14 protein-coding genes are annotated in these 15,339 nt (G+C 71.7%); 4 read left to right on the top strand and 10 right to left on the bottom strand.

Annotation, left to right across the window (positions count from 1 at the left end; genetic code table 11):
- The first annotated feature begins 32 nt into the window (after window positions 1-32).
- Window positions 33-1,367 (top strand): pitrilysin family protein, encoded by a 1,335-nt coding sequence (locus DFP74_RS03710; protein WP_121180407.1) that lies wholly within the window; start codon window positions 33-35, stop codon window positions 1,365-1,367.
- 265 nt (window positions 1,368-1,632) lie between these two features.
- On the opposite strand, the gene DFP74_RS03705 is transcribed toward DFP74_RS03710, so the two are convergent.
- From DFP74_RS03705 to DFP74_RS03665, 10 genes are all read right to left on the bottom strand, one after another.
- Window positions 1,633-2,727 (bottom strand): IS630 family transposase, encoded by a 1,095-nt coding sequence (locus tag DFP74_RS03705; RefSeq protein WP_121180406.1) that lies wholly within the window; start codon window positions 2,725-2,727, stop codon window positions 1,633-1,635.
- A gap of 75 nt (window positions 2,728-2,802) precedes the next feature.
- Complete coding sequence (locus DFP74_RS03700) at window positions 2,803-3,702, bottom strand: transposase (protein WP_121180343.1); 900 nt, start codon at window positions 3,700-3,702, stop codon at window positions 2,803-2,805.
- Between the two features lie 62 nt (window positions 3,703-3,764).
- Complete coding sequence (locus DFP74_RS03695) at window positions 3,765-4,868, bottom strand: IS630 family transposase (protein ID WP_121180134.1); 1,104 nt, start codon at window positions 4,866-4,868, stop codon at window positions 3,765-3,767.
- Window positions 4,869-5,066: 198 nt separating this feature from the next.
- Complete coding sequence (locus DFP74_RS33765) at window positions 5,067-5,597, bottom strand: sigma-70 family RNA polymerase sigma factor (protein WP_199725471.1); 531 nt, start codon at window positions 5,595-5,597, stop codon at window positions 5,067-5,069.
- 197 nt (window positions 5,598-5,794) lie between these two features.
- Window positions 5,795-6,370 carry a hypothetical protein gene (locus DFP74_RS33760; RefSeq protein ID WP_199725470.1) on the bottom strand — a complete coding sequence of 192 codons (576 nt, stop codon included), beginning with the start codon at window positions 6,368-6,370 and terminating at the stop codon, window positions 5,795-5,797.
- A gap of 18 nt (window positions 6,371-6,388) precedes the next feature.
- Window positions 6,389-7,615: a Dyp-type peroxidase gene (locus DFP74_RS03685; RefSeq protein WP_121180405.1), complete on the bottom strand. Its 1,227-nt coding sequence runs from the start codon at window positions 7,613-7,615 to the stop codon at window positions 6,389-6,391.
- Entirely contained in the window at window positions 7,612-8,208 is a 597-nt protein-coding gene (locus DFP74_RS03680) for a copper chaperone PCu(A)C (RefSeq protein ID WP_121180404.1), read from the bottom strand. The genes DFP74_RS03685 and DFP74_RS03680 overlap by 4 nt, the downstream gene beginning before the upstream one ends.
- 345 nt (window positions 8,209-8,553) lie before the next feature.
- Window positions 8,554-9,018, bottom strand: a complete 465-nt coding sequence (locus tag DFP74_RS03675) for an Hsp20/alpha crystallin family protein (RefSeq protein WP_121180403.1) — start codon at window positions 9,016-9,018, stop codon at window positions 8,554-8,556.
- Between the two features lie 221 nt (window positions 9,019-9,239).
- A complete protein-coding gene (locus tag DFP74_RS03670) occupies window positions 9,240-10,778 on the bottom strand; it encodes a BCCT family transporter (protein WP_233570794.1) in 1,539 nt (512 codons plus the stop codon).
- Between the two features lie 253 nt (window positions 10,779-11,031).
- Window positions 11,032-11,541: a MarR family winged helix-turn-helix transcriptional regulator gene (locus DFP74_RS03665; RefSeq protein WP_121180402.1), complete on the bottom strand. Its 510-nt coding sequence runs from the start codon at window positions 11,539-11,541 to the stop codon at window positions 11,032-11,034.
- 155 nt (window positions 11,542-11,696) lie between these two features.
- Between DFP74_RS03665 and DFP74_RS03660 the strand changes: the two genes are divergently transcribed.
- The 3 genes from DFP74_RS03660 to DFP74_RS03650 are packed head-to-tail and all read left to right on the top strand — an operon-like array spanning window position 11,697 to window position 15,336.
- The gene (locus DFP74_RS03660) at window positions 11,697-12,797 is read left to right on the top strand and encodes a polyprenyl synthetase family protein (RefSeq protein WP_233570793.1); all 1,101 of its coding nucleotides are present in this window, start codon (window positions 11,697-11,699) and stop codon (window positions 12,795-12,797) included.
- A gap of 35 nt (window positions 12,798-12,832) precedes the next feature.
- Complete coding sequence (gene crtI, locus DFP74_RS03655) at window positions 12,833-14,359, top strand: phytoene desaturase family protein (RefSeq protein WP_121180400.1); 1,527 nt, start codon at window positions 12,833-12,835, stop codon at window positions 14,357-14,359.
- Window positions 14,356-15,336 carry a phytoene/squalene synthase family protein gene (locus DFP74_RS03650; protein ID WP_121180399.1) on the top strand — a complete coding sequence of 327 codons (981 nt, stop codon included), beginning with the start codon at window positions 14,356-14,358 and terminating at the stop codon, window positions 15,334-15,336. Before crtI ends, DFP74_RS03650 begins: the two co-directional genes overlap by 4 nt.
- The last annotated feature ends 3 nt before the right edge of the window (window positions 15,337-15,339 follow it).

The following is a 15,339-nucleotide window of genomic DNA, read 5'->3' as shown; positions in this document are numbered from 1 at the left end:
TGCTCCGACGCGAAGACGAAGAAGAAGGATTCATGAGCTCTGCCCCCATCGCCGCCGAGCAGGAGCCCGGCACCACCGCGACGCTGCTGGAGCCGAACGGCGGCTCCGGCCTCGTGCGGCGCACGGTGCTCCCCGGCGGCCTGCGCGTGGTCACCGAGAACATCCCCGGCGGCCGTTCCGCGGCCTTCGGGATCTCCGCGACCACCGGATCGCGCGACGAGGACTCCGCGCACGCGGGGTCGGCGCACTTCCTGGAGCACCTGCTGTTCAAGGGGACGCGGACCCGCTCCGCGCTGGAGATCTCCGCGGTGCTGGACGGCGTGGGCGCCGATCACAACGCCTACACCACCAAGGAGCACACCTGCTACTACGCGAAGGTGCTCGACCGGGACCTGCCGCTGGCCATCGACGTCGTCGGTGACATGGTGGCCAACTCGGTGCTCGACGAGGGCGAGGTGGAGACCGAGCGCGGCGTGATCCTGGAGGAGATCGCCATGTACGAGGACGAGCCCGCCGACCTGGTGGACGACGTCTTCGCGGAGCACTTCTTCGGTGACACCCCGCTGGGCCGCCCGATCCTGGGCACCATCGACTCCATCCGCGCCCTGCCGCGCGAGCGGATCGCCGAGCAGTACCGGGACGCCTACGTGCCCGCCGAGCTGATCGTGACCGCCGCGGGCAGCCTGGACCACCACGCGGTCGTGGAGCAGGTCCGTGCGATGTTCGCCGACCGGCTCGCCGCGGCCGGCGACGCCCGCCCGGCCCGCCCGCGTATCGGCGGAGCCCCGGTCGCGGTCAACGACGGCACCGTGGTGACCTCCCGCGACACCGAGCAGGCCCACATCATCCTGGGCTCGGAGGGGCTGGCGCGGACGGACCCGCGCTGGCACGCGCTCCGCCTGCTCGGAGCGGCGCTGGGCGGCGGGATGTCGTCGCGCCTGTTCCAGGAGGTGCGCGAGAAGCGCGGCCTGGCCTACGCGGTGCACGCCTACCACACGGCCTACGCCGACACGGGCACGTTCCAGATCTACGCGGGCTGCCTGCCGGAGAAGGCCGACGAGGTCATCGGCGTGTGCCGTGACGAGCTCGCCAAGGTGGCCGCCTCGGGGATCGACGCCGAGGAGCTGGCCCGCGCCAAGGGCCAGATCCAGGGCACGTGGGTCCTGGGCAGCGAGGGCACCAACGCCCGGATGAGCCGCCTGCTCGCCCACGAGCTGAGCCACCCCCGCCACTTCTCGATCGACGACGACCTGGCGCTGTTCGACGCGGTGACCGAGAAGGACGTCGCCGAGGTGGCCGCCGACCTGCTGTCGCGTCCGCGCGCCCTGGCGGTCATCGGCCCCTACGACGAGTCGCGGCAGTTCTAGTTTTGGGCCGCCGCTTCGCTTTGGCCCGTGCTCGGGGCGCGCCAGCGTTCTTCGTCGTCGACTCGCCTGGCTCGCAGGCTCGCTGGCGGCAACGTCTCCTCCTGCAGAACACTGGCGCGCCCCGAGCGAACCCCGCAGGGGGCCCGTAGGACCGCACCCGCGGCCTACACCCCCTGGGGCGCGAGCAGGCTGAACGGCCTACCTCTCACCCCCTGGGGTCGAGGTAGGCCGTTGTCGTGCCGCGTCAACTCCCTGGGGCTGAGCCCTAGTGTTCTGAGTCGTTAATTCGATGAAGATACGCGGCGATGGTTTCGAAGATCTCCTCGGCCGTCTTGGTCCACACGAACGGCCGGGGGTTCTCGTTCCAGGTATCGATCCACCCCTGGAGTGCGTGCTCCAGATCGCTGACCGAGGTGTAGGACCCCCGCCGGATCATCCTGCGGGTGATCTCGGCGAAGAACCGCTCCACCAGGTTCAGCCAACTGGAGTAGGTCGGGATGAAGTGCAGGTGGAAGCGGGGATGGGCCAGCAGCCAGTCCTTGACGATCGGCGCCTTGTGCGTGCCGTAGTTGTCCACGATGAGGTGGACATCCAGCCCAGGGGGCGTTTCGCGGTCGATCTGGTTGAGGAACTTGCGGAACTCGACGGAGCGGTGCCTGCGGTGGTGAGCCGAGATCACCTTGCCCGAGGCCGCGTCCAGGGCCGCGAACAGGGTGGTCGTACCGTGCCGGATGTAGTCGTGGGTCTGGCGCTCGGGCACGGCGGGCATCATCGGCAGCACCGGGGCCGACCGGTTGAGCGCTTGGATCTGGGACTTCTCGTCCACGCACAGCACCAGTGCCGCGTCCGGCGGGTTGAGGTAGAGGCCGGTGACGTCGCGGACCTTCTCGATGAAGAACGGGTCGTTGGACAGCTTCCACTCGTCGACCAGGTGGGGTTTGAGCCCGAACGCTCGCCAGATCCGCGAGACGGCGGTCTGGTTCAGCCCGGTCCGCTCGGCCATCGACCGGGTCGACCAGTGTGTACCGCCGTCGGGCGAGGGCTGTTCCAGGGTCTGGCGGATGACCTCCTCGACGTGGGCGTCGGTGATCTTGCGGGGCTGGCCGGGGCGGTCCTTGTCGGAGAGCGCCTCCAGCCCGCCGTCGATATAGCGGTTGCGCCACTTGCCCACCGTCTGCGGCCAGACCCCCAGCACCCGGGCGACCTCGGCATCGGTGCCGCCCTCGGCGCAGCGCAGGATGATCCGTGCGCGCTGCGCCATGACCTGCGCTGACGTGGGCCGCCGTGCGATCTGTTCCAGCGTGCGCCGGTCCTCGTCACTGACTACCAGGGGCCTTTTCTTCCTGCCGCGTTGCGCCATGAGACCATCGTAACCAATTATTCATCGAATTAACGACTCAGAACACTAGATCGTTGATGGGAAAATGTGTCCTGGTCAGTGGTCGTAAGCCACCAGCGACCGCTTGATGGGGGCTCCGATCTGCCAGTTGTGCCAGATCGCGGCGTTCAGAGCCAGGATCCTCTGACACACCCGAGCCCAGAGCCCTTCGGTGGTGCGGGCGTTGTGGCGCTCCAACCCCAGCTGGTTCTTCAGCGTCCAGATGATGGCTTCGATGCGCTGGCGCAGCCAGCCCGGGAACACCCGGGCCCTGTCCTTGGGCTCGTCCTTGCGCCGGGGCCGGATGAGCACGTGCCCCAGATCGGTGGCGGCCTGCTCGATTCCGGCCCCGGCGAAGCCCTTGTCGCACACGATCGGGCACGGCCCCGGGGCGCACTCCTGGGCGTGGAGCAGGTGCAGCGCTTGTTTGCGCTCGTCCAGCTCTTTGGGGTGGGCCAGGGAGAAGGCCGTCACGGTGCCCTCGGCGGTGGTGACGAGCACGAGCTTGGACCCCCAGTAGAACCGGTGGTGGGAGGCATCACGCCCGTAGCCGCACATTTCGCCCAGACCGGAGCGTTCCACGGTGGTGCGCGAGGCCCCGCACGGCACGGGGGTGCCGTCCATCAGCCGCAGGTTGTCGTGCCAGGTCGGGGTGTGGCGGGCCAGCCATCCGATGGCGGTGAGCATGTGCGGGGCCAGGCGGGCCAGGTGCCGGTTGTACTCGGACTGGCCGGGCAGGCGGGGGAAGAGGTGGCCGATCCGGGCCGGGGCCACCCGTAGCCAGCGGCGTTCGTCGTCGCAGCGCAGCAGGACCTGGGCCACGGCCACACAGATCAGCTCCGCGTCGGTGAGCAGGCGCGGCCGGCCTGGTCCGCGGGCTTGCTTGGCAGAAGGGATCACGTCGTCGTCCAGGTGGACGTAGAGTGCTGTCAGAAGGGCGTCAAGGTCAGTCTTCACACACCGATCTTCGACGCCCTTCGCTGTGTCCGCAGGGGTTTCAGGAATTTCCCATCAACGATCTAGTGTTCTGATTGGTTAGTTCGCTTGCTGATGCGTTGGCAGTACGAGGCGAGGGATTCGAGGATCTCCTCTGCGGTCTTGGTCCACACATAGGGTCGGGGATTCTCGTTCCAGGACGCGGCCCAGGCGCGGATGTCCTTCTCCAGGGCCTGGACGCTGCGATGGGTACCGCGGCGGATCAGCCGGTTGGTGATCTCGGCGAACCACCGCTCGACCAGGTTCAGCCAGGAGGAACTGGTCGGGATGAAGTGCAGGTGGAACCGGGGATGGCGGACCAGCCACCGCCGGACCTCGGCCGTCTTGTGGGTGGCGTAGTTGTCCAGGATCAGGTGCACCTGCAGGTCCGCGGGGACCTCGCGGTCGATCTTGGCCAGGAACTTCTTGAACTCGATGGCGCGGTGGCGGCGGTGGATGGAGGTGATCACCTGGCCCGTGGCGGTGTCCAGCGCGGCGAACAGGCTGGTCACCCCGGCACGCACGTAGTCATGGGTGGCCCGCTCGGGGGTGCCGGGCATCATCGGCAGCACCGGTTGGGTGCGGTTGAGCGCCTGGATCTGGGACTTCTCGTCCACGCACAGAGCCACCGCCCGTTCAGGCGGGTCCAGGTAGAGGCCCACCACGTCGCGGACCTTGTCGATGAAGAACGGGTCGGTGGAGATCTTGAACGACTCCTGCCGGTGGGGCTGCAGGCCGAAGGCGTTCCAGATGCGCCACACCGCGTTCTGGGTCATGCCGGTGTGCTCGGCCATGGAGCGCGTGGACCAGTGGGTGTCAGGGGCGGGTGTGCTCTCCAGGGTCGCGGCCACCACCGCCTCGACCTGGGCATCGGTGATCGTGCGCGGTCGTCCCGGCCTTGGTTCGTCGGTCAGGCCGTCCAAGCGGTGCGCGATGAAGCGCTGGCGCCACTTGGTCACCGTGGGCGCAGATACCCCGACCTCGCGGCGGACCTGGGCGTTGGACAGGCCCTGGGCGCAGGCGAGCACGATCCGCGCCCGCAGGGCCAGGTCCTGTGCGGTCTTGCGTCGTCTGATCCACCGCTGGAGCTCGGCGCGTTCTTCATCGCTCAGCTCCAGCGGCGGCAGCTTCGGTCCAGGAGCACTCATCCCACAACCATAAACGAAATAACCAATCAGGACACTAGGCCGTGTTTTTTGCAGCATTCCGGGCTCGCGGCCGCCAGGACCGCCTCTCGCGGTGCCTCTGCGCTCGTGCAGCACGACCAGGCTGAACGTCGCACCTCGGCTTGCGAGAGACGGCCTGACGACCGCGAGCTCACCCGAAAGCCTTCAGGAAAGCACGCCCTAGGCGGCGACCTGGCGCACGAGGTCGCTCCTGGCGCGGGCGACCCGCGAGCGGATCGTCCCCACCGGCGCCCCGATCAGGCGGGCGGCCTCCGCGTAGGTGCACCCTTCGACCTGGGTCAGGACGAAGGCCTGGCGGCGTTCGGGGCTGAGCGCGTCCAGCAGGGTGCGCAGCGCCAGGTACTCGTCGAAGCGCTCCCGGGAGGCGGGGACCAGCTCCCAGTCGGTGCCGCCGACGCAGTGCGGGCGGGCGGCGTCGCTGCGGTAGCGGTCGACGACGGTGTTGCGGGCAATGGCCAGCAGCCAGGCGCGCACCGGCGCGCGTCCGGAGTAGCGCCGCAGGCCGGCGAGGACGCGCAGGTAGGTCTCCTGGGTGAGCTCCTCGACCCGGTCGTGCGGCACTCGGCGCGCGATGTAGCGGGTCACGTCGGGTCTGGTCCGCCGGACCAGGTCCTCCAACGCGGATCGTGACCCCGTGCGGGCGCGGGCGGCCAGGTGTTCGAGGTCGTCGTGGACGTGGGTGACGGGCATGGGCCCTCTTCGGTGCCGAGCGCGCGCCGTTCGGCCCGGGGCGGCCCGTGCGGGTGCCCGGCGGGGGCCGGACCGCACGCGCCCCGCCCCGGGCGCCGGTGCGCGCGGTGATCAGGGGACGCGAAGGGCGCGCGGCCGGCCGAGTCCGGAGAGCCCCGCGGCGGAGCCGGGGACACGGGTGGTCGGGACGACACGCCTCAGGGCGTGGCCGGCGGACCCCTGAGGACCAGGCTGTGGCGCAGGTAGGGAGCGCTGCGCCGCGGAGGCGCGGGCGCCAGTGGCCGCGCCGGGCGGGGCAGCGGGCGCACCCGGGGCAGGACGACCAGCAGCAGGGGCAGCAGAGCCGCCGCCACCAGCCGCAGGTAGCCGAAGAGGGCGGCCTCGCCCTGGCGCAGCCACCAGGCGCAGACCGCGGCGGCCACGAGGTGGAGGGCGAGCATGCCGCCGCTCCCCGAGGCGTCGGCCATCGCTTCCGCGCCGGCCGCCGCCGATCCGGGGGCGTGGCCGCCGTGGGGACCGGGGGAGGCCGCCACGGAGTAGAGCAGGTGCAGGGCGAGCTGGCCCCACAGCATCCAGGCGGTGATGGCGCCCAGTCCGCGCTCGCGTCCGCTCCCCGCCCAGGCGGAGAGGAACACCAGGGCGGCGCCCGCGACCAGCCCGACCACCGGGACGCCGTGGCCGGAGGCCGCGGCGTGGCCGCCCGCGGACACGGCGAGGCACACCGAGGTGAAGACCCCGGCGCGCGCCGCTCGCATCGGAGGCCGCTCCGTCATGGGTTCATCGTCGCACGGTCAGCCCTCGACGAGCGGACGGCCCACGTAGTCGCCCTCCTCGCAGCCAGGGGGGATCGCGAACACGGCCGACCCCACCGTGGTGACCCACTCGTTGAGCAGGTCCAGCTCGTCCAGGCGGCGCTGGATGGGCACGAACTGGCGCACCGGGTCGGCCTGGAAGGACGCGAACACCAGCCCGGCCTCGCCCGCCCCGCTCAGCGTGTCGCGCAGGTCGTAGTTGTAGCCGCGGCGGAAGATCCGCTGGGCGGGGTCGCCGGTACGGGCCCGCCGCACGTGCGCGAACGCCGGGATGACCGGCAACCCGGTGTGGTCGGTGGCGTCGAGGTCGGCCTCGTCGCGCTCGCCCCCGCCGGTGAGCGGGGCGCCGTCGGCCACCCGCCGTCCGATGACCGCCTCGCGTCCGGGCCGGTCCAGCTCGTCCCAGGTGTCCAGGTCGGTGGCGATCCGGCGCAGCACCAGGGACGTGCCGCCGTCGAGCCAGGCCGGGCCACCGGTCGCCCAGACCAGCTGATCGAAGTCGTCCGTGCCCGGCCTCGGGTTGACGCTGCCGTCCAGTTGCCCCATGAGGTTGCGCATGGTGGTGCCGTCGGGCTCGGAACCGTGGGCGCGGCGGAAGCCGGTCTGGGTCCAGGCCACGCGGGCGAACGCGCGCGCGTCCTTGACCAGCATCCGAGCGGCGTGCGAGACGGTGATCGGGTCGTCGGCGCACACCTGGAGCAGCAGGTCGGCCTGGCCCCACTCCGGACGCAGGTCGTCGTGGTCGAACTCGGGCAGCGGCCCCAGCCAGGAGGGGGCGGCGTCGGGGTCGACCCGCTCCACGAGGCCGCGCCCGAACCCGAAGGTCGTGGTGAGCCGGGCGGGGACCGCGGCGAGCTCGGGTTCGGTGTCGGCGAGGGGCGCCTCCCCGTCGCCCAGACGGGCGGCGTCGTCGCTGAGCAGGCGCAGGAGTCGCCCGACGCCCTCGGCGTCCACGCCGGACTCCAGGTCCAGGGCCACGAAGCGGGCGTGCGCCTGGGGCGGTGTCTCCACCCCGGCCTGGCGGGGGCCGTGGAAGGCGACCGTACGGGTGCCGTGGACCGGGGGCGCGACGGGCGCGGGGGAGGGCTCGCCGCCGGACAGGCGGTGGGCGACGGTGGCCCCCGCGGCGCCCAGGCCCGCCGCGGCGCCGCCCAGGAGCAGCCCGCGCCGCGAGAAGCGCTCCGAGTACGGTCTGTGTCCGCTCATCGGTCCATGTCCTGGGCGTGCTCGTCGTCGTGGCCGTGCTCGCCGTGGCCCTCCTCGCCGCCGCCGTCGTACTCCTCGTTGGCGCCGGAGAACTCCTTGACCGGGGCGGTGAACTCGGCGGTGGAACCGTCGGCGAACTCCACGGTGACGGTGGTCTCGGTGCCGGGCTCCAGGTCCTCGCTCAGGTCCATGAGCATGATGTGGTCGCCCCCGGCCTCCAGGACCCGGGAGCCGCCCGCCGGGACGGCGAAGCCGCCCTCGATCTCGCGCATGGTGGTGTCGGCGCCCTCGGTGACGCCCTCGTGCAGTTCGACCTCGCCCGCGGCCTCGTGCTCGGCGGCGACGATGGTCACGTCGGTGTCGGAGCCGTTGCCGATCTCCCCGAACACGGCCGTCATGCCGTCGTCGACGGTGGCGGCCTTGATCCAGGGGTCGGTGATCTCGAAGCCGTCGGCGGCGGTGGCGCCGTCGGGCGCTCCGCCCTCGTCGACGGCGCCGGCCTGGTCGCCCGCCTGCCCGGTGCCCGCGCAGGCGGACAGGGCCAGGGCGAGGCAGAGCAGGGCGGCGGCCCCTACGGTACGGGTCGGGTGCATGGGTGCTCCACGGTCTCGGGCCGCGGGTGCGCGGCCGTTCCCCTCCCAAGTCGGATCGCGGCCCCGTTCGGTTCCCGGCACTCTCCGGACACGGGAGGACCCCCGCGGTGCGTCACCGCGGGGGCCCTCGGATTCCAGTGGTGTACCTGTGCCCCAGGTGGTTGTAGGTGCAGGTGCGGTCCTACAGGTCCCCTGGGGGGTTGCTCGGGGCGCGCCAGTGTTCTGCAGGCCGTGGGCGTAGCTGAACCGAGCTTGCGAGGGCCAGCACGCACTCGGCCGAAGAACACTGGCTTCCGGGCGCCCCGAGCACGCGTCCGAGCTTGCGAGGACGCCAAGAAACACTACCTAGCGTTTGCGCCTGCGGATCGAGATCTGCTTGGGCGCGGCGCTGTTGGCCGCGCCGTGCACGGTCACCTCCAGCAGTCCCTCGCCGTAGCTCGCCACGATGTCGTCCTCACTGACGTCCTCCGGCAGGCTGATCTCCCGGCGGAAGGTGCCCATGTACCGCTCGGACGAGTAGTACACGACGTCGTCCTCGTCGCGCTGGCGCTCGCCGCTGATGGTGAGGACGCCGTGGGTCAGGCTGACCGCCACGTCCTGCTCGTAGACCCCGGGGATCTCGCACCTGATGACGAGGTCGTCGCCGCGGGCCAGGATGTCGGTGGGCGGGCTCCAGGCGTCGGCGTAGCCGCGCTCGCGCTCGCCGGCCTGGCTGGTCTCGAAGGAGGACATGGTGTCGGAGATGCGGTTCATCTCCGTGATCATGTCCACCACCCCGTGGAAGGGGTTGCTGAACCTCTTCGGCGTCACGTCCGCCTCCTGTCGGTGTCCGTCGATGCGTGGCTCACGTGGTGTGTTCCCTTCGGTCTAGGGCGTGTTCTTCTGCGGGCTTTCGGGTGAGCTCGCGGTCGTCAGGTCGTCTCTCGCACGACGATGTGCGATGTTCAGCCTGGTCGTGCTGCACGAGCGCAGAGGCGCCGCGAGAGGCGGTCCTGGCGGCCGCGAGCCCGGAATGCCGCAAAGAACACGGGCTAGGTCCGGGTGGGCGGCCGTTTGTCCTCGGGGCGGGGTTTGGCGTCGACCAGCTTCGGGATGCGCTCGCGGGACAGCGACCGCGCCAGCCCCCAGATCATGAACAACAGGATCAGGGCGAAGGGCAGACCGGTCACCACCGACGCCGCCTGGAGGGCCGCCAGGGCGTTCTCGCCGCCCAGGACCAGCAGGATGAGGGTGACCGCGCCCTCGGTGAGCGCCCAGAAGGCCCGCTGCCAGCGGACCGGATTCCGGTCGCCCCCGTTGGTCAGGGTGTCCACGACCAGCGAACCGGAGTCGGACGAGGTGACGAAGAAGATCGTGACCACGAGGATGAGCAGCAGCGAGACCGCGTTGCCCAGAGCCGGCGCGAAGGAGAACATCAGGTCCAGCACGCGGAACGCGCGATCCTCCTCCGCCAGTTCGGCCAGTCCGCCGTCCCGGTAGAGCTCGTAGAACAGGCCGGAGCCGCCGAACACGCCGAACCACAGGATCGAGACGGCGACCGGGGCGAAGAGCGCCCCGAGGACGAACTCGCGGATGGTGCGGCCGTAGGAGATCCGGGCGAGGAAGATGCCCACGAAGGGCGCCCAGGAGATCCACCAACCCCAGTAGAAGACGCTCCAGGCGGTGGTCCACTCGGCGGCCTGCGTGTCCGTCAGCGGACTCGGAAAGGCCAGGCTCCACGGGACCAGGTGGCCCAGGTACTCGCCCGCGGACGTGGTCATCGTCGAGATCATGAACAGCTTGGGGCCGAACAGGAAGACGACGATCAGCAGCAGGAACGCCAGCCACAGGTTGATGACCGACAGGCGGCGGATGCCCTTGTCGATGCCGGCCAGCACGCTCAGCAGCGCGATGCCGGTGATGACGATGATGATGATCGACTGCACGGTCGAGTTGGTCGGAATCCCGAAGACGTGGTTGAGCCCGCCGTTGATCTGCAGCGTGCCCAGGCCCAGGGACGTGGCCAGGCCGAAGATGGTGCCGAAGACCGCCACGATGTCGACGACGTTGCCCGGCCAGCCGAAGGCCCGCTCCCCGATCAGCGGGTACAGGGCCGAGGCCGGGCGCAGGGGGAGGCCCTTGCGGAAGGCGAAGTAGCCCAGCGCCATCCCCAGCGCGATGTAGATCGCCCAGGGGTGGAAGCTCCAGTGGAAGAGGCTGAGGGCCAGGGCCTCGTTGGCCGCCTCCGGCAGCGGGCCGTCGTCGGTGGGCATGTAGTCGGCGTTGCGCGGCCACGTCAGGTGGTGGATGGGTTCGGAGACGCCCCAGAACACCAGTCCGATGCCCATGCCCGTGGTGAAGAGCATGGCGAACCAGGCGAGTGTGCTGAACTCCGGGCGCGAGTCGTCCGGTCCCAGCCGGATTCGGCCGAACCTGCTGAGCATCATGAAGACGGCCAGGCCCAGGAAGAACGTCGTGGACAGGACGTACAGCCAGCCGAGTTCGGTGCTGATCCAGTCACGGGTGGCTTCCGCCGCGTTGAGAAGGGAGGTGGTCGCGACGATGCCGATGACGAGGAACGCGATGATCACGAGGCCGGAGACGCCGAAGACCGTCGGGTTCGTGTGTTCTCTGATGTAGGTGCGCAGGGATGAGATGGTGGCTCCTTCCCAGCCCGAGTGGGGACGGTTACGCCTGCGGCGGATCGGTGGCCGGAGGAGTCCGCACGGGAACCCCGGCGCCAGGGTGTGTCCCGTGGATGGTAGGGGTCTGCCCGGCCGATCGCCAAACAACCTCGACAACGTGGACGTTCGTCGCGTTTCGGGGCGAACGTCGGGGAACGCGTCAGTCGGAGGCGGTGATGAGGTCGTCGAGGGTCGCGCCCACGCGGTCGAGCCAGTCGGTGATCACCCGTAGCTCGTCCACGGTGTAGTCCTCGTGCAGCCGGGTCATCGCCTCGCGCATCCCGGGAGCGGAGGCGGCGGCGAACGTGTCCGCGCCCTCGATGAGGCGGACGGCGACCTTGCGGCGGTCCCGTGGGTGTCGGGTGCGCTCCACGAGGCCGTGTGCCTCCAGGCGGTCGATCACCCCGGTCACCGATCCGGTGGACAGACGCAGGCTGTCGGCGATCTCTCCGGGTGTCAGAGTGCCGCCGACGCGCAACAGCGTGTAGCACTGGAAGTCGGTCGGATTCATCCCCGAGCGGTCGGACATCCGGTGCAGGAGGCGGACGAGTCGTACGGCGAGTTGCTGGCCGTCGGTCTGCAGGGCCTGGTAGAGCTCTGCCCGTGCCTGGTCATCGCTGGTGCCACCCGGAGCCGCGTCGGACGCGGGGGTGGGCGATGCGGTGTCCATGCGGCTCCCAACGGCTCGGCGGCCGGACGGTCGGTTCTCCTCCGTGAGTCTACGGGGCGCGGAGCGGCGGATGATTGACGGCGGTGGGACGGGGAATTAGTCCGGAAACCGAGATTCTTGCTTTCCAAGCTATATAGGAGCGTGTCATCCAGAAGGTGCGGACCGATCAGGGCAGGGAGCGTCCTCCGGCCGGCGCGGACACGGAGTCCGTGCGCGGCGCCGTCGACGCCGTGCTGAGCCGGTACCTGGACGTTCGGGAGCGCGAGGCCGAAGGACTGGACCGGGAGTTCGGCCGGGATCTGGTGGGGGGACTGCGTGCCTTCACCCTGGGGGGAGGCAAGCGGCTGCGTCCGCTGCTGGCCTGGTGGGGCTGGATCGCCGGGGGAGGGGTCTCCCGGGGGCCGACGGCCGAGGCCGCGCTGCGCGGCTGTGCCGCCCTCGAACTCCTCCAGACCTTCGCGCTCGTGCACGACGACGTGATGGACGGATCCCCCCTGCGCCGTGGCGCGTCCTCGGTGCACGACACCTACGCGGCCGAGCACCGGGCCGGCTCGTACACGGGGGAGGACCGCCGCTACGGCGAGGCCATGGCGGTCCTGACCGGCGATCTCGCCCTCGCCTGGGCCGACGACCTGATCGACGAGGGCCTGGCGGGCCTGCCCACGCGTGCGGAGGCGCGCAAGGTGTGGACCCGGGTGCGCACGGAGGTCATGGCCGGGCAGTTCCTCGACCTGCGCGGCCAGGCACGGCGGGAGCGCTCCGAGGACGCGGCCCTGCGGGCGGACCGGCTCAAGACGGCCGCCTACACGGCCGAACGGCCGCTGCACCTGGGCGCGGCGATGGCCGGGGCGCCCGCTCCGACAGTGCGCGGACTGCGGGCCTACGGGCGCGACGTCGGAGTCGCCTTCCAACTGCGCGACGACCTCAGGGACGCCTACGGATCACCCGAACTGACCGGCAAGCAGGTCGGGGAGGACCTGGCCCGGGGCAGGAACACCCTGCTGCTGTCGGCCGGGCTGCGCCTGGCGCGCGAGCGCGCGGACGCCGAGGCCGAGCGTGTCCTGACCGGTGCCGGGAGGGGGACCGACCCCGCACTCGCCGCGAGCGTGCTCGAGGCCGTGGGCGCACGGGACCTGGTCCTGCGGACCTGCCATGCGCTCTCGGCCCGCGGCGTGGCCCACCTCTCGGCCCTCTCGCTCGACCCGGACGTCATGCGGGAGCTGCGGGACCTGGGCGAAGCGGCCGCCCGGCCCTGAACACGCCCCACGGGGCGGGAGAGGACCAGAAGACCATGCCGATCCATCGGAGGCGGCGCGCACAGGAGCGCCACCGGCCCCCGACGCGAGGCCGCGCACCGGTCGTCGTGGTCGGGGCGGGCCTGTCCGGTCTGGCGTGCGCCCTGCACCTGCTGGGCGCCGGACGCGACGTCGTCGTGGTCGAACGCGAGGACCATCCGGGCGGGCGCGCCGGCCGCCTGGACCTGGACGGGTACCGCATCGACACCGGGCCGACCGTCCTGACGATGCCGGACCTGCTGGACGAGGCCTTCGCCGCGGTCGGCGAGTCGGTCGGGGAGCGCCTGGACCTGGTACCGCTGGCGCCCGCGTACCGGGCCGCCTTCGCGGACGGCTCCACCATCGACGTGCACACCGACCGCGCCGACATGGCGGCCGAGGTGCGGCGCGTGGCCGGAGCCCGCGAGGCCGCCGGGTACCTGCGCCTGCGCGAGTGGCTCACCCGCCTGTACCGGGTGGAGATGCGCTCCTTCATCGACGCCCAGTTCGACTCCCCCCTGGACCTGGTGCGGCCGGACCTGCTGAGACTGGCGGCCCTGGGCGGCTTCGGCCGCCTCGCCCCAGCCGTGGGCCGCCACGTGCGCGACGAGCGGCTGCGCCGGATCTTCTCGTTCCAGTCGCTGTACGCGGGGGTGGCGCCGGACCGGGCGCTGGCGGCCTACGCGGTCATCGCCTACATGGACACCGTCGCGGGCGTGTACTTCCCGCGGGGCGGCATGCGCTCGGTCGGCGAGGCCATGGCCGCCGCCGCGACCAAGGCCGGCGGCGTCCTGCGCTACGGGGAGTCGGTGACGCGGCTGGAACGGCGCGGGGACAGGGTCACCGCCGTGGTGACCGACCAGGGGGAGCGGCTCGAGTGCGACCAGGTGGTGCTCACCACGGACCTGCCCGCCGCCCACCGCCTCCTCGGACACCGGGCCCGCCGACCGGTGCCCCACCGCTTCTCGCCCTCGGCGGTGGTCCTGCACCTGGGCACGGACCGCACGTGGGAGCACCTGGCCCACCACACCATCTCCTTCGGCGGGGCCTGGCGGCGCACCTTCGAGGAGATCATCGGCGAAGGGCGCCCGATGAGCGACCCCTCGCTGCTGGTGACCCAGCCCACCGTCACCGATCCGTCCCTGGCCCCCGAGGGCCGGCACCTGCTCTACGTGCTCGCCCCCGCGCCCAACCTCGCCGCCGGCCGGATCGACTGGGACGCCGAGGGGCCGCGCTACCGGGACCGCCTGGTCGCCACGCTGGAGAAGCGCGGACTGACGGGCCTGGACTCCTCGATCCGCACCGAACACCTGGTCACCCCTGCCGACTGGGCGCGGCAGGGCCTGGCCCGGGGGACACCGTTCTCACTCGCGCACACCTTCGCCCAGACCGGGCCCTTCCGGCCGGGCAACACCGTGCCCGGTACGTCGAACGCGGTCATCGCGGGCTGTGGGACCACGCCCGGCGTCGGCGTGCCCACCGTCCTGGTCTCGGGCAAGCTCGCCGCCGCGCGCGTGCTGTCCCGGAGCGGGGGCGACCGATGAGGGGCGCGCTCGGCGAACTCGACGCGGCCGGGGTCCGGGAGGAGCGGCTGCGGGCCGACTACCTGCACTGCCGTGCCCTGCACGCCCACCACGGGCGGACGTACTACACGGCCACGCGCGTGCTGCCTCCCGCGCGCCGCCCCGCGGTCCACGCGCTGTACGGGTTCGCGCGATGGGTGGACGACATCGTCGATGAGCCGGAACCGGGGACGGACACCGCCCACCAGCGCGCGCGCCTGGACGCCATCGACGCCGGACTGGCGCGGGCGCTGGCCGGAGGCGGGTCCGCCGAGCCCGCCCTGCGCGCCCTCGCGGACACGGCCCGGCGCTACCGGCTGCCCGACTCCTACTTCACGGCGTTCATGGCCTCGATGCGCATGGACCTGACCGTCACGCAGTACACGGACCTGGCGCACCTGCGGTCCTACATGTACGGGTCCGCGGCCGTGATCGGACTCCAGGTGCTGCCCGTCCTGGGCACCGTGGTGCCCCACCACGAGGCCGCCCCGCACGCCGCCGCGCTGGGCGAGGCCTTCCAGCTCACCAACTTCCTGCGGGACGTGGCCGAGGACCTGGAGCGCGGCCGCGTCTACCTGCCCGCGGACGTGCTGGCCGAGCACGGTGTGGACCGGGGCCTGCTGGAGCGCTGCCGGCGCGCCCGCGCCGCCGACCCCCGCGCCCGCCGCGCGATCGCCGCCATGGTGGAGGTCAACCAGGACTTCTACCGCCGGGCGCGCCCCGGCATCGCGATGCTCTCTCCGGTGGCCCGCCCGTGTGTCGCCACCGCCTTCCGGCTCTACCGGGCGATCCTGGAGGAGATCCGCGCGGCCGACCACGACGTGTGGAGCATCCGGCACCGGGTCTCGGACACGCGCAAGGCGGTCGCGGCGGTGCCCGCCCTCGCCCGTGCGCTCCTGGCGCGGTCGGTCCCCCGTCCGCGCGTCGGCGAACACGGCGCCCACCTTCGTAAGGAGTGACAC

This window comes from Nocardiopsis sp. Huas11 (assembly GCF_003634495.1).
Lineage (GTDB): Bacteria > Actinomycetota > Actinomycetes > Streptosporangiales > Streptosporangiaceae > Nocardiopsis.
Note: the sequence above shows the minus strand (reverse complement) of the source record. Positions and strands in the feature narration are given on the sequence as shown.